The sequence below is a fragment of the Vreelandella indica genome (assembly GCF_037070225.1).
GTDB lineage: Bacteria > Pseudomonadota > Gammaproteobacteria > Pseudomonadales > Halomonadaceae > Vreelandella > Vreelandella arctica.
This window is the reverse complement of record NZ_JBANSO010000004.1, coordinates 1-20,920: the sequence shown is the minus strand read 5'-3', so window position 1 is coordinate 20,920 and position 20,920 is coordinate 1. Positions and strand designations below refer to the sequence as shown.

Sequence of the window (20,920 nt, the reverse complement as noted above, 5' to 3'; positions counted from 1 at the left end):
ATTATAAATGGCAACAGGGAGACAAACATGAAGCCGACAGTGGTAATTACGGGAGCCAATCGCGGCGTAGGTTTAGCGTTGGCAGAGCACTATTTTGACGCTGGGTGGCAGGTTATAGGCGTTTGCCGTCAGTCGTCGGAAGAGCTCGATCGCGTGGCTGATCAAGTGATTGAGAACATTGATGTTACCCAGCCAGATGATATCGTCCGCCTGGTAACGGCGCTCGACGGGCAAGCGATCACGCTGTTAATTAACAATGCAGGCATGCTGCGTGATGAATCGCTTGGCGATATTGATCTCGACAGTATCCGAGAGCAGATGGAAATTAATGCCTATGCGCCGTTGCGGGTGGTCGAGGCGCTGCTCCCCAACCTTGCCGAAGGCAGCAAAATCGCCAATATCACTAGTCGAATGGGCTCAATTGCTGATAACGACTCCGGTGGGCGCTATGGTTATCGAGCCTCTAAAGCAGCGCTGAATGCGTTTGGTAAATCGCTGGCAGTAGATCTGAAGCCCAAAGGTATTGCGGTAGCCCAGCTTCACCCAGGCTATGTGCAAACACGCATGGTCAATTTTGGTGGATTAATAAGCCCGCAAGAAGCTGCTTTAGGGATTGCTGCCCGTATTGAAGCACTGACACTAGATAACAGTGGTGGGTTTTGGCATAGCAATGGGGAGCTTCTTTCCTGGTGATCGTTGCGGGACATGAAAAGCATCCTTTGGTTGCACCGTTGTCATTCGCCAGGATAGCGAATCGGTATCTACACTCGTAACTCCGATAATTGGTTCAAGGAGGAATGCGATGAAAATGTATTTACGTTTCGGCGCTATGATCGTGACGGCGACCGTGATCATGTTGGGGTTGATGTACCTGAACACTTACCAGCTAGACCATGTCACTTTCAGTGAAACTCGTACTTACATGGCTATTGTCATGGGGGCCACGATGGCAGTGGTCATGCTGGGTTTCATGCTTGATATGTACTCCAAAAAGGGCGTGAACCTGGCTATTTTGGTGGGCAGCATCGTGGTCTTTGCCGGGGCGCTGTGGCTGGTGCGTAGCCAGCAGACGGTGGATGATGTTTCCTATATGAAGGCGATGATTCCGCATCACTCTATTGCCATTCTGACCAGTGAGCGTGCTCAGATAACCGATCCCCGCGTACGTGAACTCGCCGACTCAATTATCGAGACCCAGCGGGAAGAGATCGCAGAAATGAAAGCATTAATAGCGGATCTTGAGGATGAGTAATAACGTTTAGTGAAACCGCTACTGGTGGGTAGGTTGGCACAAGATTATCGAAATTCAGTTGGCGGGTAGTCGGTCGGACATTGGCTTGGAAGGCGCCATGGCGGCGGTTCACGCATAGCGCTTCCAACTTTTATGTCGGCCGGTGCCCTGTCACTCCTCATCAATGATACTTTTAAAACCACCGAAAATGAGTCGCTTGCCATCAAACGGCATTGGATTAACATCCATCTGCAAGCGCGGGTCTTGCATGACCTTGGCCATTCCTTCATCACGGACGGCCCGCGATGGCCACTCTATCCAGGAAAAGATGATGCTTTCGTCATCCTTGCGTTTGACCGCCATGGAAAAGGAGGTCACTTCCCCTTCGGGAACATCGTCTTCCCAGCACTCCACGATCCGCAGTGCGCCGTGCTCCTTGAATACAACGGCCGCGGCACGGGCATGCTCAATAAACGCATCTTTATTAGCGCTGGGTACGGCAGCGACGAAACCATCTACATAAGGGTGTGTAAGCTTGCTCATGGCTGTTCTCCTATTACTGTTTTATTGTGCTTTAGGGGAGAGTTCTCGAACGGGGCGTACCTCAATGCTGCCCAGCCGGGCTGGTGGGATGCGGCTAGCCAGCTGCAGCGCCTCATTCAAGTCGTGGGCTTCGAGCAGGTAGAAGCCGGCCAACTGCTCCTTGGTTTCCGCAAAGGGACCATCGGAGATTAACGTCTCGCCATCGCGTACACGCACGGTGGTAGCGGTTTCTACTGGCTGTAACGCTTGTCCGGCTAGGTAGTGGCCGTTGGTGCTCAAGCGCTCTACCCCGGCGATACACTCATGATTGAGGTCTTGCCATGCCTGTTCGCTCATGGCGTTGATAATCTGCTCTTGGTAATACACCAGCGCAACGTACTTCATGGGGAGTCTCCTGGTTGGTCAGGGTAGTGACTCTCTTTAGTCGTTTGGCATCGTCTTGAATCGACATAGCCTAAGCATTTTTTTATGGGGAATTTTCGAGCTCTGCCAATCGCCTGTTCAAAAACCGTTTTTCTGGCTCCAGAGTGGCCAATAGTAACGCTTGCTGATAGGCGTTACGTGCGGCCTCATACTGGCCCTGGCGACGCAGCAAATCCGCTTTCGCAGCATGAAACAAATGATAGCGGGATATTTGCGGATGCTGAGCGATGTCGTCGAGTAACTGCAGGCCGGTCGCGGGAGCACCGTTCATGGCAATGGCCACCGCACGGTTCAATGCCAGAATCGGCGATGGAAAGCGTCGGCATAGGGCATCATAGAGCCTCACGATACGCCCCCAATCAGTGCGTTCAGCGATGCTAGCCTGGGCGTGTTCAGCGGCAATCGAAGCCTGAAGCGTATAGTAGCCAGCGGGGGTGAGTGCCAGTGCCTGTTCAAGCCACTTAATGCCGGTGTGGATGTCACGTTGGTGCCAGAGTCGCCTATCCTGAGCATCAAGGGTGATCAGCTCACCGGCGCTATTTTGACGGGCATCGCGCCGAGCATCGTTGAGCAGCATCAATGCCATCAGCCCAAACACCTCTCCCTGGGGCAGTAGCCGTGCCAGCTCATTGCCCAGTCGCATGGCTTCTTGGGTTAGGCTGATATCAACCACGCTGGTGCCCGTGCTGCGTGAGTAGCCTTCATTGAAGACCAGATAGATAACTTGGAGCACATCGGGTAGGCGCTCGGGTAATTCTTCCTGGGTAGGCACGGCATAAGGAATATGCGCATCGCGAATTTTACGTTTGGCTCGTACGATACGCTGAGCCAGCGTCGTAGGCTTCATCAGTAGCGCGCTGGCTACTTGCTCAGTGGTCAAACCGCATATTTCGCGAAGCGTCAGGGCAATCCGTGCTTCCATGCTCAAACTTGGGTGGCAGCAGGTAAATAGCAGCCGCAAGGCGTCGTCTTCGATAGCCGTTAGCTCAAGATCCAGCGTCTCTTCTGTAGGTAACCGCTCTGTGGGTAATAGCAAGTGAGCCCGACGGCGAGCAGTACTGCGTTGGCGGATTTGGTCGATTCCGCTGTGGTAGCCGGTGCGAATTAGCCATGCCGTGGGGTTATCAGGTTTGCCGTTAATTGGCCACTGTTGAACAGCCGCCATAAAGGCATCCTGCATGGCTTCTTCGGCCAGCTCAAACTCCCCCAGCAGGCGTATCAGTGTCGCCTGCACGCGCCGGGAGTGCTCACGATACAGGTCGTCAATGGATGCAGATTCAGTACTCATCAAGGGAGATCCGAAAGCTTTATCTCAAACGTAGTGCATGGTTTCTCCGTTGACTTGTTTTTTGGGAGGGAGGCGTTCAATCCCCTGTGCGTTTCCCCGTGGCGCTGTTGAAAGGATGCAGAGCATCGCGGGTTACAAAAAATCGCAGAGTTTCGCCTTCGGCTACCGGCGGCTGGCCCGACACGCGGATGACCGTGGGCTGGTCGCTATCAGCGAGGGTCACGTACAGGTGGCTTTCGGCACCGGCGGCTTCAAACAGCGCAAGCGTAGAGTCGACAGTTAGGTAAGGCGTAGTCGGCGGCGCCAGGTGCATATCGTCCGGTCGAATGCCGACGATATCGGTACCTTCGGGCAGGTTATCCAGCAGGCCGTTGGCACCCTGGGCTTTGAGGTAATCCACCGGCAGCATGTTCATGGCGGGCGAACCGATAAAGCCGGCCACGAACATGGTGGCAGGGCGGGCGTAGATCTCCATTGGCGTGCCCACTTGCTCAATCTGACCGGCGTTTAGTACCACTAAGCGATCGCCCAGGGTCATGGCTTCCAACTGATCGTGGGTCACATAGAGGCTGGTGGTTTTCAGTCGTCGCTGTAGTTGCTTGATCTCCACGCGCATCTGCACACGCAGTTTGGCATCCAGGTTGGAAAGCGGCTCATCAAGCAGGAAAGCCGCAGGCTCGCGCACCAGGGCGCGGCCCATGGCCACCCGCTGGCGCTGACCGCCTGAGAGCTTGCGCGGTTTGCGATCCAGAAAATCCTCTATTTCCAGCATCTTGGCGGCGACCTGAACGCGCTTATCAATCTCGTCTTTTTTGAAGCCGCGGTTTTTCAGGCCATAGGCGAGGTTGTTGTACACCGTCATATGCGGGTAGAGCGCATAGTTCTGGAACACCATGGCAATATCGCGCTCGGCGGGTTCGAGCTTATTCACCACCCGATCGCCGATGGTGAGCGTGCCTGCCGTGATGGTTTCCAACCCCGCTACCATACGTAGCAGGGTGGATTTTCCGCAGCCCGAAGGCCCGACCAGTACTACGAATTCACCGTCTTCAATGTGTAAGTCGATGCCTTTGACGGCGTGAACATCGCCGGTGTAGGTTTTTTTTAGGCCTTCCAAGGTAATACTGGCCATTCTTATTTCTCCGTCTCGGTCAGGCCTTTCACAAACAGGCGTTGCATAAACAGAATCACTAATACCGGTGGCAGCGCTGCCATCACCACTGCGGCCATCACCAGGTGCCATTGTGGGTTCTCTTCCGAGGTCATGCGCTGAATGCCCATCACAATGGTGGTGTAGTCGGGGTCGGTGGTGATCAGCAGCGGCCACAAATACTGGTTCCAGCCATAAATAAACATGATCACAAACAGCGCCGCGATGTTGGTTACGGAGAGCGGCATCAAGATGTCTTTAAAGAATTTGAACGGCCCGGCGCCGTCGACCCTGGCGGCTTCGAGCATCTCTTCGGGAATGGTCATGAAAAACTGTCGGAACAGAAAGGTCGCGGTGGCTGAGGCAATCAAAGGTATCGACAGCCCGGCAAAGCTATTGAGCATATTAAGGTCCGCGACCACCTGAAAGGTGGGGATAATGCGCACCTCAACCGGCAACATCAGGGTGACGAAGATCAGCCAGAAGAAGAACATCCGAAAACGGAAGCGGAAGTAGACAATCGCAAAGGCGGAAAGTAGCGAAATGGACAGCTTTCCCACGGTGATGGTCATGGCCATCACAAAGCTGTTCCAAAGCATCAGCGCGGCAGGCGGGGAGTTCGCTGACGATATGCCCGATTGCCACATCTGGGTATAGTTTTCGATCCCATGGCTGCCGGGCAGCAGCGGTAGGGTGCCACGCATTAACTCACCCGGCGCCTGGGTCGAGGCCACCAGGGCGATATAAACCGGAAAGACCACCAGCGCGACGCCGATGATTAACACGGTATGGGCGAAAAAATTGGCCCATGGGCGATTTTCAACCATGACAACACTCCAACGAGGCCGATTTAATAGTACGTTTGTTAATAGTTCACGCGCCGCTCAATAAAGCGGAACTGAATCACCGTGAGCACCACTACAATCACCATGAGAATCACCGACTGAGCTGCGGAAGAACCCAAATTGAGGCCTACAAAGCCATCAGCGTAAACCTTGTAAACCAAGATATTGGTCGACTGAGCCGGTCCGCCTTGGGTAGTGGCGTGGATAATGCCGAAGGTGTCGAACATGGCGTACACCACGTTAACCACCATCAAGAAGAAGGTCGTGGGAGAAAGCAGTGGAAAGATAATCGTCCAGAAACGCTTAGTGGGGCTGGCGCCGTCAATTGAGGCTGCCTCAATGAGCGATTGCGGAATAGACTGTAGACCCGCCAAAAAGAACAGAAAGTTGTAAGAGATTTGCTTCCAGGCCGCGGCAAGAATGACCAGCAGCATGGCGTCGCTGCCCGAGTTACGGTGATTCCACTGGTAGCCGACCATTTCCAGCATATAGGGCACGATGCCGATGGAAGGGTTGAAGATAAACCACCACAAAACACCGGCAATCGCAGGCGCAATGGCGTAAGGCCAAACGAGGAGCGTGGTGTAGGTGCTGCGTGAACGAATCATCCGGTTCACAGTGCTAGCCAGCAGTAGCGCCACCGACATTGATACCAGCGTGGTGCCAACAGCGAATATGGCGGTCACCGACATCGAATTGAGGTAGCTACCGTCGCGAAACAGACGGGCAAAGTTTTCCAGGCCCACAAACGTAGAGCGCAGCCCAAAAGCGTCTTCACGCAGTAGCGATTGGTACAGCGCTTGGCCCGCAGGCCAGATAAAAAAGATCAGAGTAACAATTACCTGGGGCGCCAGCAGTGCGAAAGGCAGCCATCGCCCTGGAAACGTCATGCGTTTAGTTTGCATGGGCAGCTCGCATGTAAACGAAATCGCCGCCTACCCTAAGGGCAGGCGGCGAAGTGAGTGCTTATTTACTGATTGGCGGATTCAAAGTCACGCAGCAGCGCATTGCCGCGTTCTACCGCGTCGTCTGCGGCTTCCTGACCTGATTTACCACCGGTCATTACGGCTTCCATCTCTTCGGAAATGATGTCGCGAATCTGTACGAAGTTACCAAAACGAAGGCCTTTCGAGTTCTCGGTCGGCTCGTTGAGCGTCATTTGCTGCAGAGAAATATCCGCACCGGGGTTCTCTTCGTAGTAACCCTGCTCTTTGCTCAAATCCCAAGCGGCTTGGGTGATGGGTAAGTAGCCGGTCTGCTGATGCCACTCTGCCTGTACTTCAGGCTGAGAGAGGTACTCAAAGAAAGCGGCAACCGCTTCATACTCTTCATCACTGTGGCCTTGAAGTGCCCAGAGCGTAGCGCCACCGATAATCGAGTTCTGCGGTGCGCCTTCTACGTCGTCGTAGTAGGGTTGCATGCCAAAGCCGACTTCAAATTCTGAGTTGGCGGCGACATCGGCGCGGGAAGCTGAAGAGCCAAAGAAAATCGCACAGTCCTGGGAATAGAACATCGGCTCTGAATCCGGACCGGTGCCGGGGCCTGCCCAGCGGTAAATGTTCTCTTCCTGCCAGTCGTGTAGGTTATCCCAATGGCGGGCGACCAGCTCATTGTTGAAATTTAGCTCGGTCTCCATGCCGCCAAAACCGTTTTCCAATGTGCCGAGCGGCGAGTTATGCATGGCGGAGAAGTTTTCCAGCATTACCCAGCTAGGCCAAGACGAAGTGAAACCGCAGCTAGCCGCCCCGGATTCGACGATTTGACGAGAGGCCTCGGCCAGCGCTTCCCAGGTTTCGGGCGGCTGTTCAGGATCGAGGCCCGCTTCCTCAAATACGTCGCGGTTGTAGTACATAATCGGCGTAGAAGAGTTGAACGGGAAAGAGAGCATGTTGCCATTGGTATCGGTGTAATAACCGACCACGGCGGGCAGGAAGGCCTCATTATCGAAAGCGCGACCGTGCTCTTCCATCAGTTCATATACTGGGTAGATGGCGCCTTTGGCGTTCATCATGGTGCCGGTACCAACTTCAAACACCTGCAGGATATGTGGCTGTTCGTTTGCACGGAAAGCGGCAATGGCACCGGTCATGGTTTCGGCATAGGTGCCGCGGTAGCTGGGCGTGACCTGGTACTCGTCTTGGGACTGGTTAAAATCCTCGGTGATGCCTTCAAGGATTTCACCGAGCTGGCCGCCCATGGCGTGCCACCAGCTAATTTCCGTGGCGGCCTGGGCGGATAGACTTAGGCTGGCAGTCGCCACCCCAACAGCAAGCGCGTGCAGTGATAAACGAGACATAACAGCTCCTTGTGGGCCTGAACTTAATCAGGTGTGCAGTGTGTTATTAAGTTTTATTGGATGCACTGAACAGTAGAAAGTGACGATGACGTTTTGATGAATGCGAGGTGAACACGCGATGACATTCACGGCTAATGACGGGGAGTAGGCGAAGTATCGGGAGGGTGTTAGGGTTAGCGGTAAGCTACTTTTAAAAAGCTGTTGCTGAAAAGCTATTTTGGAAAGAGAACATAATGCCTCACGCTATCGCTCTACTCGAAAAACTGGTTGCCTTTGACACCACCTCCAGCGAATCCAACTTGGCGCTGATTGAGTATGTTGAAGGCTATTTGGCCGAGGTTGGCGTTAGCGCCGAGCGGGTGATGAGCCCCTGCGGCACCAAGGCCAATTTGATTGCAAGAATCGGCCCAGATGCCCCAGGTGGGGTAATGCTTTCCGGGCATACTGATGTGGTCCCGGTGGCAGGACAGCCTTGGTCGAGCGATCCCTTCACCCTGCGCGACGGTAATGATGGACGGCTCTACGGGCGGGGTACCTGCGATATGAAAGGTTTTATCGCCTGTGTCTTGTCGATGGTGCCTAACTGGGTGAAAGCGCCTCTGCAGCAGCCCATTTATCTTGGCTTCTCTTACGATGAAGAGATCGGCTGCGTGGGTGCGCCCAGCCTTATTAAGCGCTTTTACGAACACTACTCCACCACCGCCCATGTGATTGTTGGCGAGCCCACCAGCATGCAACCTGTGGTCGCGCAGAAAGGCGCTACCAACCTGCGCACTACGGTGACTGGCCAGGAAGCTCATAGCAGCCAGGTGAATCAAGGCACCTCAGCCATTCACGTGGCGGCAAGACTCGTCACCTTTATTGAAGACACCATGGCGGCGTTGGTCGAAGAGGGGCGAGTTGATGAAGCCTTTAACGTGCCTCACACCAGCCTACATGTGGGCAAAATCAAAGGCGGAACGGCCATCAATATTATGGCGCGGGAGTGTCAGTTCGAGTGGGAAATTCGCCACCTGCCGACCGACACCTTCGATGAGATATACGCGCGCTTTGAAACGTTTTGTGAGCAGCTAACCGGCGAGCTCAAGGCCAAAGGCAAGCACGTTGACATCACCACTGAGCCCCTTAACGTCACAGTGCCGGGGTTGGCGGATCGCGATAACGACCGAGTACTTAGCTTAGCTAAAGACCACTTGCCCGCCGTTTGCTGTAACCATGCAGTGGCTTACGCTACAGAAGCGGGGCAGTTCCAGGGCCAGGGCTTACAAACCATTATTCTCGGTCCTGGCAGCATTGCCCAGGCGCATCAGCCCGATGAGTATATCGATATTGAACAGCTCGAAGCGTGCGAAGCATTTCTAACCAAGATGGGCAAAGCGCTCGAAAAGCCCGCTGACGCTGGCTAAAAACCGCCCAATAGCCACACAAAAACATCCCACCCGGTTAAAGGGGTGGGATGTTTGGCGTTACCATTTCAGTGCTGAGGATGTTGTTCAAACAGCTCAGCTTTTGCATGGCGCATCACATCTTCGCACGCCTGCTGTTGGGCTAACTGCGTCAACAGGCGCTGAGTTACTTCGAAGCCCTTGCCTAAGCAAGTGTCCACTTCCTGTGGGCTAACGGCTGGCGTCACGCGGTAATCGATTTTTACCGTGCGTCCGCCACCTTCCAGTCGATCCGCAACTCCCCTGAGCCGCCACGCGATTTTCTCTTTCCAAGTTGCTGATTCTTCCGCGCCTTCGTTTACGCTAAACGTGCACTGCCATTCCGGTTTAAAGACCTTCATAGGAGAACCTCCAAAAATTTTGGAAAGAATGATCAATCGTGATTCGTACTCCGTCGTCTGAATGTATTGCCCCACTACTATATACCTAACGTGGCATGAAAATCGAAACAATAGTGATACACGTCGGGCGACGCGCATAGAATGTATCGGTTAGGCTATAGAAGAGATGGCTAAAGAGCGTAGGTTATGACCCGCACGACTGATGTAAGTTGCCCCTGTGGTAGCGATTTAATGCTGACTATTTGCTGTGGCCGTTATCATCAAGGCGAGATAGCGCCTACCCCTGAAGCGTTGATGCGATCTCGCTATTCGGCCTTTGCATTAGGCTTAAGCGACTATCTGTTGGCCACGTGGCACCCCACCACACGGCCAGCTGAACTTGGGCAGGATCCCGATACTGAGTGGAAGTCGCTAACCATTGTCTCAGCAGAGCCACCGCTTGGAGATAGCGGCTATGTTCATTTTAAGGCCTATTTTTATGAACGAAGGCGAGAGCAAAAAGGGTGGCATGTATTAGAGGAGGTTTCCCGCTTCGTTAAAGAGCAGCAACGTTGGTGGTATATCGATGGCACCCCGACGCTTACCCGCGAAAAGCCACGCCGAAACGACCCGTGCTTATGTGGTAGCGGGCGTAAATTGAAGGTATGTTGCGGTGAATAGTGGCATTGCCCAGCCTGGGAAAGCCGAACCTCAGTGGTATCTCTATTTGCTGGAGTGCCAGCGCGGTACTTACACAGGCATTACCAATAACCTCGCGAAGCGCTATCAAGCCCACTGCACGGGCAAAGGGGCGCGTTATACCCGCGCTAATCCGCCCATTGCGCTGCTGGGCGCCGAGCCGTTTGAAGACCGCGCCGCTGCCAGCCGAGCTGAGTATCAGTTAAAGCAGCAAACGCCGAGCCAAAAACGCCGCTGGGCCAAACAGTGGCCTATTCAGTTAGATGCCCATTAAGGAGTCGGAATGCTGACGTTTTATTCAGAGGACAGCCGCTTACGACAAGCGCGCACAGAGCTACATGACGGCGCGTTGGTCACCCCGTTTGAGTGCCCGGAACGCCTGGATTTAGTGCTAAAGCATCTCCGCCATTCTGGGCTTGGCGATATTCGAGCGCCCGCCGCCTACGGGCTGGCACCGGTGCTGGCGGTGCATGATAAGGCGTACGTGACGTTTCTAGCCAACTGTTGGAAAGAGTGGCAAGCGGCTGGGCATGAGGGTGAGGCGATTCCCAATATTTGGCCCGCCCGAACCATGCGGGGGGATCGCATTCCGCAATCTGTTAGCGGTCAGCTAGGCTATTACGCGCTGGCAGCAGAAACGTCCATTTCAGAAGGTACCTTTGAAGCCGCGATGGCGAGTAAAGACGTGGCGTTGGGTGCGGTAGAGCATACGCTACAAACCGGCGAACCCAGTTTTGGCCTGTGCCGACCGCCAGGCCACCACGCCGCGTTTGATCAGTTCGGCGGGTACTGCTTTTTTAATAACGCCGCTATTGCCGCCCAGCGGGCGCTGGATGCAGGCAAGCGCCGGGTCGCCATTCTTGACGTCGATTTTCACCACGGCAATGGTACCCAGCAGATTTTCTACAAGCGTGACGATGTTCTATTTATCTCATTACACGGAGACCCTGAGGTAACCTTTCCGTATTACTTGGGCTACGCTGATGAAAGCGGCGAAGGTAAGGGCGAGGGCTTTAATATTAATTACCCGTTGCCGCCCGGTACCAGCGTGACCACATGGATGGCCACACTGGAGCAGGCGTTGGCGCAGGTGAAAGCCGCTGAGTGCGAGTGTTTAATCGTATCGCTAGGGGTCGATATCTTTGAGGGCGACCCGATAAGTGCCTTCACTTTTACCAGCGCGGACTTCACTCTGTTAGGTGAACGTTTGGCGCAAGCGGGTTTGCCCTGTGTGTTTCTGATGGAAGGAGGCTATGCGGTAGATGAAATCGGTGTCAATGTAGTCAATGTGTTACAAGGTTTTAAACAGGCGCTATAAAACGGCCTGGAACTACATTTAAATAAGGATAAAGGTTAACCGTGACAGCGGCCCCTAAATCGGGCAGGCTATTGCCCTTTCAACGGGCAGGGAGCTCAAGCGTGGCAGTGTATGGTGGAATTCAGGCACATGAATTGGAGCGTTGGCTTAATGCGTTAACCAACGCCGCCTATGACCGACGCTGCCCGCTGGTAAAAGTACACGGGGGCAATGCCCGTGCGCGTACTGCCCGCCAAGATCTGCTTCATTTGGCGAACAACTACCGCTGCGGCGACTCTAGCCGCGAGGAGAGCGCCGCCGAACTAGGCCGCTGGTGCCAAACCTACCTTTCAGAAGCGGAATGGTATGTGCTAGTGGGTACCCGCCAAGCGCCTGTGCCAACCCAAGGCACAGAAGCATTAAGCGAAGAAGAGCGAAGCCTTACCGTGCTCAAGCAGCACCGGGTGGGGTAAAAGCGCTTTCATAGCCAAGCCCGTTAATCCCCATGACGGCAAAACGATAGCACTGATACAATGGATAAATGAACAGTGCTTTCGATACGCCTACCGCCTCGCTCGATGATCCCTACTATTACCTGACGAACTTTCGCTTCGTTTTGGCTTGGGTCGGGGAACGCCATGCTGATCTGCTTTCGGCAGACGAGCGCGACTTTCTTGAACAGTTTGAAAGCTTGCCGCAGGCCTCTCAAGCGCTTCTGGTGCGCATGGCCATGCGTAAAGGTGAGCTGTTTAGGCTCAGCAAATTAAGCTATACCGAGGTAGGTGACAGCGCTGAGGCGATAGTGCCACTGATCGCGCTGGGCTGGGTCGATAATGATCCGACGCTTAGCGTCGATGAGCTATTTAACCAGCTGCGACTCTCCGAGCTTCGCCATATTTTAGCCGATGAGATACGCGCCACTGGGCTGAGCGTGTCTAGCGCTAAAACTATGCTCTACGACACTTTAACGAGCCAACTGACACACACCGCACCCTTACAAGCATGGTGGCCTGATTCCAGCGATCAAATCGTGCGTCTCAAGGTAATGGAGACCTGCGACCGGCTGCGGCTGATGTTCTTTGGCAACCTGCGTCAGGACTGGGCGGAGTTCGTGTTGACCGAGCTGGGGCTGCAACGCTTTGAGACGGTACCCTTTACGCTGCGCTCTCGCGCATTCCAATCGCGCCAGGAAGTGGATACCTACTTAGCGCTCCATCAACTGCGTCAACGTCTTGATGCAGGGGAGTTGCCCACCGATCTACATATTGAGGTGCCACCGCGCGCGAATAACCGCTGGCTCGCTACGCGGCGTGCACGGTTACTGCTGCAGTTGGGTCGAGAGGCAGAGCGTAGCGGAGATGCAGCGCTGGCGCTGACGCTTTATCACGATTCGGGCAGCAGCGAAGCGCGGATACGCCAGCTTCGGGTGTTGGAAAGGCAGGGCGAGCACCAGGCTGCTTTTGAATTGGCGAGCAAGGCACTCAATAGCAGCCCCAATGAGACAGAGCACCAAGCGCTGTCGCGGCTGCTACCACGCTTGCGGCGACGGCTTAAACTGCCTGCTTCGCCGAGTGACCCGGAGCCCGCCCATGAGCGTTGGGACTTGCAATTGCCTGGGCCGCAAAGCGTTGAGCGCGCCGTGGCTCAGACTCTCGGTGAACCCCAGGCACCCGTCTGCTATGTGGAGAACAGCCTGATCACGGGGCTGTTTGGCTTGCTCTGTTGGCCGGCAATCTTCGCACCACTGCCGGGCGCTTTCTTCCACCCTTTTCATAATGGCCCTGCGGATTTATATCGCGACGATTTTGTGGCGCGTCGGCGTGACCTTTTCGATGCGTGCCTAGCGCGCTTGGAAGACGGCAGCTACCGCGAAGTCATTCAGACGACTTGGCGCGAGAAAGCGGGCCTTGCCTCGCCGTTTGTTCACTGGGTAATCGTTGATGAGGCGCTCATTGAGCTCGCGCTGGCATGTATCCCACCTGAGCACCTACGGCACTGTTTTGAGCGGCTGTTGGGTGATCTGAAAGCCAACCGGGCAGGGCTGCCGGACTTGATTCAGTTTATGCCTGACGCGCCGGCTGGCGAACCGCGCTACCGGATGATCGAAGTCAAAGGCCCCGGTGATCGGTTGCAGGATAACCAGCGCCGCTGGCTGACATTTTTTCACCGTCATGAGATGCCCGTCGCAGTGTGTTACGTGCGCTGGGTCACCAGCGACGAGCTTGAGGTATGAGTACGACCTATCGCGTGGCGGTGCGGGCATTGTGTGATTTCACTGCCCGTGAAGGGGATCTCGATCATCGCTTTACCCCAGCGCCCAGCGCGCGGGAAGGCATCGAAGGGCTCTCCCTTGTCGCTAGCCGACGCGGAGCAGACTATATTGCCGAACTTCCGCTGTCGGGTGTCTTTGAGGGAGTGGTCGTCACGGGCCGAGCGGATGGTTTTGACCCCGTGGCTAATCGCCTGGAAGAGATTAAAACCCATCGCGGCAGCTTGGAGCGCATGGCCGCTAATCAGCGTGCGCTGCACTGGGCGCAGGTGAAAGTGTACGGCGCACTGCTATGTGCAGAGCGAAGCCTGGAGCAGATAACCTTAACGCTGGTTTACCTGGATATCGCCAGTGGCAAAGAGACGCTATTGAATCAAGAGGCCAGCGCCGTCGAGCTGCAGGCGTTCTTTGCCACCCAGTGCCGCCGCTTTCTTGCCTGGGCGAAACAGGAGGCAGACCATCGTCAACGCCGAAACGCATGTCTACAAACTCTGCGCTTTCCCCATGCCGCCTTTCGCCCCGGGCAGCGTGAACTCGCCGAAGACGTTTACAAAGCCGCCAGCACTGGGCGCTGCCTGCTTGCTCAAGCGCCCACTGGCATTGGTAAAACGCTGGGCACGCTGTTCCCCATGCTTTTAGCGATGCCGCGACAGCAGCTGGATCGCATCGCTTTTCTGACCATGAAAACCCCCGGCCGTCGTTTGGCGTTGGATGCTCTCGCCACGCTGCGCGCCAGCCAGAGCGATGAAGTCCAGCCCTTGCGTGTGCTTGAGCTGGTGGCGCGTGATAAGGCCTGCGAATACCCCGATCGCGCCTGCCATGGCGAGTCTTGCCCGCTAGCTGCCGGTTTTTATGATCGCTTACCTGCTGCCCGTCAAGCGGCGGTGGACCAGGGGTGGCTGGATCGCGAAGCGCTGCGCGAGGTGGCATTGGCCCATAATGTTTGCCCCTATTATTTCGGCCAGGAACTAGCGCGCTGGGCGGATATGATCGTCGGTGACGTTAACCACTGGTTCGATAGCCACGCCCTGCTGCACGGTTTGGCCCAGGCCAACGATTGGCGAACGGGCGTACTGGTCGATGAAGCGCATAATCTGGTGGAGCGTGCCCGCGGCATGTACAGCGCTGAGCTCGATCAGCAACGCTTCAATCGGATACGCCGGTCATCACCCAAAGCGCTTGCCGGGCCTTTGGGGCGCTTAGCCCGCCAGTGGCAAAATGTGGTTAAAGACGCGGATCTGGAAAATGAGGGTGGTCAGGGCAAGCCAGCCTACCGACTGCTAACGGCACTGCCCGATAAGCTCGTGGCCGCCGCTCAGCAAGTAGGGTCTGCCATCACTGATTATCTTGGCGAGCACCCCGAGCAAACCAGTTTTGAGCTTCAAGAACTGCTGTTTGAGGCGCTGGCGTTTTGCCGCTTGGCAGAGCGCTTTGGTGAGCACTCGTTGTGTGATATTACACGCCATGGCCGCGGGCGAGCAGTGCTCGGGTTGCGCAACCTGATACCCGCCGACTTTCTGGCCGCACGGTTTAACGCCGCGCACTCAGTGGTGCTGTTTTCAGCCACATTAAATCCCGCTCACTACTACCGGGATCTATTGGGTTTGTCGGAGAATACGCCCTGGCGCGAGGTTGTTTCTCCTTTCTCAGCGCGCCAGCTTGAAGTGCGTATTCGCAGCGATATTTCGACCCGCTTTCGTGATCGAGAGGCGTCGATTGAGCCGATGGTGGCGACCATAGCGCAGCAGTATCAGCGCAAGCCAGGCCACTACTTGGCGTTCTTCAGCAGCTTTGTCTACCTGGAAGCCGTGCTGAACCACTTTCGCGAGGCGCACCCAGGCGTGCCCGTTTTCAGCCAAATCCGTGGCATGCCCGAGGCAGCGCGGGAGGCGTTTCTAGCGCGCTTTACGCCCGGCGGAAAAGGCATCGGCTTTGCGGTGTTGGGCGGCGCCTTTGCAGAAGGCATCGACCTGCCCGGCGACCGATTGATCGGAGCCTTTATCGCCACCTTGGGACTACCGCCGTTTAACGACTTTAACGAAGCGCTGAAAGCACGGCTAAACGCGCGCTTTGGTAAAGGTGATGATTACACTTACCGCATTCCCGGCATGATAAAGGTGGTGCAGGCCGCAGGGCGAGTGATTCGCAGTCCTGAAGATGAGGGCGTTGTGGTATTAATGGATGATCGTTTTGCCCAGGCCAGCGTGCGCTCGCTATTGCCAAGCTGGTGGTCGCTGGGAAATCCCAACCCATAATTTAGGACCCTGTCGCGAGCTATGACAGATTTACTCTGGTACCAGTATGCGCTGATCGGACTGATATTTGCCTGGAGCGGTTTTGTGCGCACCAGCCTAGGGTTTGGAGGCGCTGTGCTGGCGCTGCCGTTCCTACTGCTAGTGACAAACGAACCTCTGGTGTTCTTACCGATTATTGCTATTCATCTACTGATTTTCTCCAGTTGGATTGCCTGGAACGGCCATCGCCAACTGCAGAAAGAGGGCGTGGGAACCGATTCCCCTGAGAGCAATATCGATTGGAGGTACCTATTCAAAGCCCTGAAAATCATGATCATCCCCAAGCTGATTGGGGTGGTGGGGCTGTTAACGCTGCCCGCTCAGGTCATGACCAGCATTATTTTCGGCATTGTGTTCATTTATGCCCTTGGCTACGTCCTCAACAGACCGTTCAAGAGTAAAAACAAATATGTCGACTACGTGCTACTGGCGCTCGGGGGCTATGTCAGCGGTACTTCACTGATTGGCGCGCCGCTAATTGTGGCGGTATTCGCTGCTCATGTGGCCAAGGAGCAGCTACGGGATACCATGTTTGTGCTGTGGTTTATTCTGGTGGTCATCAAGATGGTCTCGTTCCTGATTGCAGGCGTAGACCTCCAACTTATCCACCAGCTGTGGCTGTTGCCCTGTGCATTCATTGGTCACTTGGCGGGCGAGAAAGCCCACCGCTATATGCTGAAAGCGGACACCGGGCTATTTTTTCGCGTGCTGGGCGCAGTGCTGATTCTGGTCAGTGTCGTTGGGTTGATTCACCCGCCCGCATGAATCCAGGCGGCGTACTCGCCGCCTGTTAAAGTTGGCTGTCTGCCTTAAGCGTCGTCTTGCCCAGGACGATCAGGACGACGGCCAGCAGTCCGCACACCACTGCCATGCCGGTAAACACATTGCGCAGCGACTCCAGCCAGATGACCGCCGGGGCGACCACCACCGGGGAGACAAACTGGCCGAAAAAGAAGGTCGAGGTAAAACCGCCAAACACCCGGCCGCGCACCCGCTGCGGGGTGATCCGCATCAACCACGTGGTGGTATTCGGCATAAAGGCGCCAAGGCCAAAACCGGAAATGGCCGCGCCGACAATGGCCATGGCGTAGCTTTGGGTGAAGCCGACGATTAAAAAGCCGGTCGCCGCCAGCAAGAACCCTAAGACATAGATCGTCATCACCGACAGAAACGGTTTGTAGTAGCCGTAGCCAAAGGCAACGATGCTAGCCGTTAGCGCTGACATAGAGAGTGCAATGCCTATCGCTACACCGCTGATTTGCCCCTGTTGTGAGAGCAGAAAGGGCAGTTGCGCTGGGAACATATAAAACATCGCCATACTGATCATGGCGATCAGATAGGCAATGCCGGTACGCATAAAATCTACCTTCACCGGCGCACTGCTTGCATCACTGCCGACTCCATCGCTGGACTTGGGCTCTTGTAGTATTGCCCAGGCGTAAGGCAGTAAAAGTACGCCGGTTAAGTAGAGTAAAAACGGGCCGCGCCAGCTCCAGTCAGAAAGGAGTCCGCCAAGGTTGATAAAAATAACCCCGCCCAACGCCATGCAGCTACTTTGCAAGCCCAGGAAGCGCACCCGCTCGGTACCATCGAAGTAATCCCCCACCAGCGTAGTACTAATGCTGAGGATGCCCGCCACGGCAATGCCCATCAGTGCCCGTGAACTTAACAACAAATCCACACGATCAATAAAAAAGCCTGATACCCCAGCAAAGCCATAGATACACAGCATCATTAGAAGCAGTTTCTTGCGCCCAAAACGGTCGGCGAGATAACCCATTAATGGACTGAAAAGCGTAATCATCAGCGCTGGAATGGTCAGGATCAGTTGAATGATCACTTGGGGCTGGGCGGGGAAGTGGCGGCTAATACCCGGCAGCGCAGGCGCAATAATCGCCCCTGACATCACGGTCATGGTGCTGGCAAAAAGGAGGACGGCCTTAATGTGTGTTAGTTGGCTAATGGTCTTTTTTCCATATCAAAAGAAGGGAAAGGATTTAAAGCACAAACGACGATCGTAGCATAGTTGTTAGCAGGCTAGGTATCTGCTTTCGTGAACTAAACTACTCGACAAGGCCAACAGTTGCCCGCTTTCAGCGACAGTCTTGCCTTGAAAAGATAGTTGGAAAGAGGAGTTGCGCTTCTCATACTGGCTTTAAAAATGGGGGCTAAAAGTAAATTTAAAGTGGTTAAAGAGCAGTACTATCGTTGATCTAATAGGTTTGTTGGAGTCGATCTGTTATAGCTGGATACAAAGCACCGTAGGGGGCAGATGTCGTGACGTTTTCGTCGAATGATAATTCCGACCCACTAGCGCAGATTCTGCCAGTGGCGGCCCATCTGTTTGATAATAGTGGCGCAGCAATTTCCCTGTTCGATAATCAGGACTGGTTGCTTTATGGTAATGCCCACTACTACGACCTGATCTGCTATCCGCAGGGAGCACACCTCTCTTGGCCGGATATTGTGCGTGACAACTATTCCCAAGGCCATGGGCTGATTGCTGAGACAGATGATATTGAGTTCTGGATTCAGGCGGCGTTAGCAAAGCGTCGCACACGAACCTACCGCCAGTTTGAAATTGACGCATGGGATGGCCGCTGGCTGTTGATGACGGAAACGCTGGTTCCTGAGATAGGTCTACTAGGTATTGGTGTTGATATCACTCAGGCTAAGAACATGACGACTGCTTTAAAACAGGAGTACCAGAATGCGCTGATCACGGCGGAAACTGATCTACTTACTGATATGGGCAATCGCCGGGCGTTAGAGCGTTTGAGTAATATTCTGTTGAGTAAGGGGCGCCATTTTTAGGTAGCAGCCTTGATGATCGATATTGATCAGTTCAAACCCTACAACGATACCTTGGGGCATTTTCAGGGTGACCTTTGTTTACAGCAGGTGGCACAGGTGATTCAAAGCAGCCTCAAAGTGGGTGAGACCTATCCGATAAGGCTGGGTGGTGACGAATTCCTGGTACTGATGCTGGGTGTGCCCATGTCACTAGCTCAGCAAGTGGCCCACAGAATCAGAAACGGTGTGCATAAAAGTGCTATCCCCCACCCAGTGACAAGTTCGGGACTAGTTACTCTAAGTATGGGGCTTGCCAGCAGGGAAATTGCAGATCCGGAAAGTCTTTCATTGCTGCTCAAGGACGCCGACGATGCGCTTTATCAGGCTAAGCGGAGTGAGCGGGATCGTATTAGCGGCCCACAGGGATGTTCTGAAAGTTAGGGGCAGCTCAGATGTTACTATCACGCGAGGGGGGTGTTGGATAGTGTAGACCTGCATTAAGCAATAAGCCCTTAGTCAGTGGCGATGACTAAGGGCTTATTTGTTTTAGCGCTTTTTGCCTTTCCCTCCGCTCGGCTTGCTAACCGTTTGAACGAACGTTGTGCTTGGCTTTGCCTTCACTTCCTTGTCTGAGATAAAGCGGCTAGTTTTCGCACTTTTGTTGACAGTCGTTTTCGTCATGCTGAATGCTCTCATGGCCTATATGTTGTACTTCGTTGTGGGGTAAAATACTTTATATAGTGTTATTCGTGGTGTTGGTCAAGGTTGAATCTGGTGTGACTACACATACCAGATTTGAGAGGGTTCGTGGTTCTAGAAGGAGTAATCAATGCTGAGGTTAGATGGGTTGAAGCTAAATGATGGCAAGCTGATGCTTAAGCGGGTGCCTTCTTTGCCGCCTTCTGAGCGGGTGGAATTCTTGGTAAATGCCAATCAAGATGCTCAAATGACGCCTGTTTCACCTGCCTACCTAGCAATGGGCTTTCCGGCCGGTGTGTTTACCCGTGCTTTTGAAGAGCGGCATTACCTGGATATGATTATGTGTGAAGCTGCTATTGATCATGAAACGAAAAAGCTGTTTGAAAGCCCACGTATAGAGGATCTGGCCAGAGGCTATAGTGTGCAGGATGAGTTAGAACGCCAGCAGAACCAGCAAGACGAGATAATGCGTGCGACTTTGGGAAATACAGGATTTAGAGAATATGAAAAACAGCACGCTGATTTGTATAAGGGTTTGGGCATAGGTGGCGGGCACACGATTTCAGACGAGATCGAGCGACAAGATGAAGAGTTTAAAAAGCAGTATGGTTGGGGGGCTAGCAACAGCGTTCAGGATGAGATTGAGCGCTTACAAGCGGGCTCTGTTAATAGCTTCTTAGGGGGTGGTGCTGCTGCAAGTGCTTTTGAGGAGATGGAACGCCTACGAGCGGAGTCCGAGAATAGATTAGGGTTAGGCGCTGCCGGAAGTGCTTTCGATGACATGATCCGGCAGCGAGCAGAATTTGACAGCAGCATAGGGGCGCATACTGCCCGCGGTGCACTTGAAGCAATGGAGAAGCAGCAAAAAGAGTTTGAGAGAAGTTTAGGAGCTGGAAATGGTGGGGGAGAATTAGAGAATGCTATAAGAGATCAGATGAATTTAAATATCAATCCTTTTGATACTCTTATCAATAAAGAGGTAAATCGTGGGGACGGAGAGGGCTTCCATACACCTTTTAAGAAAAGCATCTTTGATCTTCCACCTCCTGAAATTCCGCCTTTGCCTAAATTTGATCAACCAAAGCTCGATAAAACGGACGCGGTGAAAGAGGAGGAACATAAAAAACATATTGAAACGCTTGCGGCTTGGTGCGTATTCCGGCGAACGTGACCGGTCATTCCGGTGATCGTGACCGATTTGCACACGGCCTTCACGCTGGAGAGAGTTTTGTACGCTGAGCGGTCACGATGGGTCAACCGATTCCGTTTTTTGTGCGTTGGTTTTTCTCAGTGATTCCCCTTTCAGATTGAGTCGGTGAGCGCCGTGC

The 20,920-nt window shown here is 54.2% G+C and carries 22 protein-coding genes; 13 read left to right on the top strand and 9 right to left on the bottom strand.

What is annotated here, in order from left to right:
- Positions 1–27: 27 nt before the first annotated feature.
- Entirely contained in the window at positions 28–693 is a 666-nt protein-coding gene (locus V8L71_RS03615) for an SDR family oxidoreductase (RefSeq protein WP_336273235.1), read from the top strand.
- Positions 694–802: 109 nt separating this feature from the next.
- Positions 803–1,252, top strand: a complete 450-nt coding sequence (locus V8L71_RS03610; protein ID WP_035565191.1) for a DUF305 domain-containing protein — start codon at positions 803–805, stop codon at positions 1,250–1,252.
- A gap of 150 nt (positions 1,253–1,402) precedes the next feature.
- Here the strand turns inward: V8L71_RS03610 and V8L71_RS03605 are convergent, their stop codons facing one another.
- From V8L71_RS03605 to ugpB, 7 genes are all read right to left on the bottom strand, one after another.
- Positions 1,403–1,774 carry a DUF1428 domain-containing protein gene (locus V8L71_RS03605; RefSeq protein ID WP_336269166.1) on the bottom strand — a complete coding sequence of 124 codons (372 nt, stop codon included), beginning with the start codon at positions 1,772–1,774 and terminating at the stop codon, positions 1,403–1,405.
- Positions 1,775–1,795: 21 nt separating this feature from the next.
- On the bottom strand, positions 1,796–2,158 hold the full coding sequence (locus V8L71_RS03600; protein WP_336269165.1) for a YciI family protein: 363 nt from the start codon (positions 2,156–2,158) through the stop codon (positions 1,796–1,798).
- A gap of 82 nt (positions 2,159–2,240) precedes the next feature.
- Complete coding sequence (locus tag V8L71_RS03595; protein WP_336273234.1) at positions 2,241–3,485, bottom strand: RNA polymerase sigma factor; 1,245 nt, start codon at positions 3,483–3,485, stop codon at positions 2,241–2,243.
- 76 nt (positions 3,486–3,561) lie between these two features.
- Positions 3,562–4,617, bottom strand: a complete 1,056-nt coding sequence (locus V8L71_RS03590; RefSeq protein WP_336273233.1) for a sn-glycerol-3-phosphate import ATP-binding protein UgpC — start codon at positions 4,615–4,617, stop codon at positions 3,562–3,564.
- A gap of 2 nt (positions 4,618–4,619) precedes the next feature.
- Positions 4,620–5,462 (bottom strand): sn-glycerol-3-phosphate ABC transporter permease UgpE, encoded by an 843-nt coding sequence (gene ugpE / locus V8L71_RS03585; protein ID WP_336273232.1) that lies wholly within the window; start codon positions 5,460–5,462, stop codon positions 4,620–4,622.
- Between the two features lie 38 nt (positions 5,463–5,500).
- Positions 5,501–6,385: a sn-glycerol-3-phosphate ABC transporter permease UgpA gene (ugpA, locus tag V8L71_RS03580; RefSeq protein ID WP_336273231.1), complete on the bottom strand. Its 885-nt coding sequence runs from the start codon at positions 6,383–6,385 to the stop codon at positions 5,501–5,503.
- 65 nt (positions 6,386–6,450) lie between these two features.
- On the bottom strand, positions 6,451–7,776 hold the full coding sequence (ugpB, locus tag V8L71_RS03575) for a sn-glycerol-3-phosphate ABC transporter substrate-binding protein UgpB (protein ID WP_336273230.1): 1,326 nt from the start codon (positions 7,774–7,776) through the stop codon (positions 6,451–6,453).
- 233 nt (positions 7,777–8,009) lie between these two features.
- On the opposite strand from ugpB, the gene argE reads away from it, so the two are divergent.
- A complete protein-coding gene (gene argE / locus V8L71_RS03570) occupies positions 8,010–9,182 on the top strand; it encodes an acetylornithine deacetylase (protein ID WP_336273229.1) in 1,173 nt (390 codons plus the stop codon).
- Positions 9,183–9,250: 68 nt separating this feature from the next.
- On the opposite strand, the gene V8L71_RS03565 is transcribed toward argE, so the two are convergent.
- A complete protein-coding gene (locus tag V8L71_RS03565; protein ID WP_008957053.1) occupies positions 9,251–9,562 on the bottom strand; it encodes a hypothetical protein in 312 nt (103 codons plus the stop codon).
- Between the two features lie 186 nt (positions 9,563–9,748).
- Between V8L71_RS03565 and V8L71_RS03560 the strand changes: the two genes are divergently transcribed.
- The 7 genes from V8L71_RS03560 to V8L71_RS03530 all read left to right on the top strand — a co-directional run bounded on the left by V8L71_RS03560 (position 9,749) and on the right by V8L71_RS03530 (position 16,865).
- Complete coding sequence (locus V8L71_RS03560) at positions 9,749–10,222, top strand: YchJ family protein (RefSeq protein ID WP_336273228.1); 474 nt, start codon at positions 9,749–9,751, stop codon at positions 10,220–10,222.
- On the top strand, positions 10,215–10,514 hold the full coding sequence (locus V8L71_RS03555) for a GIY-YIG nuclease family protein (RefSeq protein ID WP_101147071.1): 300 nt from the start codon (positions 10,215–10,217) through the stop codon (positions 10,512–10,514). Before V8L71_RS03560 ends, V8L71_RS03555 begins: the two co-directional genes overlap by 8 nt.
- Before the next feature lie 9 nt (positions 10,515–10,523).
- Complete coding sequence (locus V8L71_RS03550; protein WP_336273227.1) at positions 10,524–11,558, top strand: histone deacetylase family protein; 1,035 nt, start codon at positions 10,524–10,526, stop codon at positions 11,556–11,558.
- Positions 11,559–11,659: 101 nt separating this feature from the next.
- Positions 11,660–12,010, top strand: coding sequence for a hypothetical protein (locus V8L71_RS03545; RefSeq protein WP_336273226.1), 351 nt, complete (start codon positions 11,660–11,662; stop codon positions 12,008–12,010).
- 68 nt (positions 12,011–12,078) lie between these two features.
- Positions 12,079–13,770 carry a VRR-NUC domain-containing protein gene (locus tag V8L71_RS03540; protein ID WP_336273225.1) on the top strand — a complete coding sequence of 564 codons (1,692 nt, stop codon included), beginning with the start codon at positions 12,079–12,081 and terminating at the stop codon, positions 13,768–13,770.
- A complete protein-coding gene (locus tag V8L71_RS03535) occupies positions 13,767–16,061 on the top strand; it encodes an ATP-dependent DNA helicase (protein ID WP_336273224.1) in 2,295 nt (764 codons plus the stop codon). Before V8L71_RS03540 ends, V8L71_RS03535 begins: the two co-directional genes overlap by 4 nt.
- A gap of 21 nt (positions 16,062–16,082) precedes the next feature.
- Entirely contained in the window at positions 16,083–16,865 is a 783-nt protein-coding gene (locus V8L71_RS03530) for a TSUP family transporter (RefSeq protein ID WP_336273223.1), read from the top strand.
- 25 nt (positions 16,866–16,890) lie between these two features.
- Here V8L71_RS03530 and V8L71_RS03525 read toward each other — a convergent pair whose 3' ends face one another.
- A complete protein-coding gene (locus V8L71_RS03525) occupies positions 16,891–18,045 on the bottom strand; it encodes an MFS transporter (RefSeq protein ID WP_431313163.1) in 1,155 nt (384 codons plus the stop codon).
- Between the two features lie 332 nt (positions 18,046–18,377).
- Here V8L71_RS03525 and V8L71_RS03520 point away from each other — a divergent pair, with 332 nt between their 5' ends.
- From V8L71_RS03520 to V8L71_RS03510, 3 genes are all read left to right on the top strand, one after another.
- Positions 18,378–18,914: a PAS-domain containing protein gene (locus V8L71_RS03520; protein WP_336273221.1), complete on the top strand. Its 537-nt coding sequence runs from the start codon at positions 18,378–18,380 to the stop codon at positions 18,912–18,914.
- 12 nt (positions 18,915–18,926) lie between these two features.
- Positions 18,927–19,334, top strand: a complete 408-nt coding sequence (locus V8L71_RS03515; RefSeq protein ID WP_336273220.1) for a GGDEF domain-containing protein — start codon at positions 18,927–18,929, stop codon at positions 19,332–19,334.
- A gap of 388 nt (positions 19,335–19,722) precedes the next feature.
- Positions 19,723–20,763 (top strand): hypothetical protein, encoded by a 1,041-nt coding sequence (locus V8L71_RS03510; protein WP_336273219.1) that lies wholly within the window; start codon positions 19,723–19,725, stop codon positions 20,761–20,763.
- The last annotated feature ends 157 nt before the right edge of the window (positions 20,764–20,920 follow it).

Coding starts and splice junctions, on each gene's coding strand:
- V8L71_RS03615 (WP_336273235.1), top strand. CDS start 28: ATGAAGCCGACAGTGGTAATTACGGGAGCCAATCGCGGCGTAGGTTTA.
- V8L71_RS03610 (WP_035565191.1), top strand. CDS start 803: ATGAAAATGTATTTACGTTTCGGCGCTATGATCGTGACGGCGACCGTG.
- V8L71_RS03605 (WP_336269166.1), bottom strand. CDS start 1,774: ATGAGCAAGCTTACACACCCTTATGTAGATGGTTTCGTCGCTGCCGTA.
- V8L71_RS03600 (WP_336269165.1), bottom strand. CDS start 2,158: ATGAAGTACGTTGCGCTGGTGTATTACCAAGAGCAGATTATCAACGCC.
- V8L71_RS03595 (WP_336273234.1), bottom strand. CDS start 3,485: ATGAGTACTGAATCTGCATCCATTGACGACCTGTATCGTGAGCACTCC.
- V8L71_RS03590 (WP_336273233.1), bottom strand. CDS start 4,617: ATGGCCAGTATTACCTTGGAAGGCCTAAAAAAAACCTACACCGGCGAT.
- ugpE (WP_336273232.1), bottom strand. CDS start 5,462: ATGGTTGAAAATCGCCCATGGGCCAATTTTTTCGCCCATACCGTGTTA.
- ugpA (WP_336273231.1), bottom strand. CDS start 6,385: ATGCAAACTAAACGCATGACGTTTCCAGGGCGATGGCTGCCTTTCGCA.
- ugpB (WP_336273230.1), bottom strand. CDS start 7,776: ATGTCTCGTTTATCACTGCACGCGCTTGCTGTTGGGGTGGCGACTGCC.
- argE (WP_336273229.1), top strand. CDS start 8,010: ATGCCTCACGCTATCGCTCTACTCGAAAAACTGGTTGCCTTTGACACC.
- V8L71_RS03565 (WP_008957053.1), bottom strand. CDS start 9,562: ATGAAGGTCTTTAAACCGGAATGGCAGTGCACGTTTAGCGTAAACGAA.
- V8L71_RS03560 (WP_336273228.1), top strand. CDS start 9,749: ATGACCCGCACGACTGATGTAAGTTGCCCCTGTGGTAGCGATTTAATG.
- V8L71_RS03550 (WP_336273227.1), top strand. CDS start 10,524: ATGCTGACGTTTTATTCAGAGGACAGCCGCTTACGACAAGCGCGCACA.
- V8L71_RS03540 (WP_336273225.1), top strand. CDS start 12,079: ATGAACAGTGCTTTCGATACGCCTACCGCCTCGCTCGATGATCCCTAC.
- V8L71_RS03535 (WP_336273224.1), top strand. CDS start 13,767: ATGAGTACGACCTATCGCGTGGCGGTGCGGGCATTGTGTGATTTCACT.
- V8L71_RS03530 (WP_336273223.1), top strand. CDS start 16,083: ATGACAGATTTACTCTGGTACCAGTATGCGCTGATCGGACTGATATTT.
- V8L71_RS03515 (WP_336273220.1), top strand. CDS start 18,927: ATGATCGATATTGATCAGTTCAAACCCTACAACGATACCTTGGGGCAT.
- V8L71_RS03510 (WP_336273219.1), top strand. CDS start 19,723: ATGCTGAGGTTAGATGGGTTGAAGCTAAATGATGGCAAGCTGATGCTT.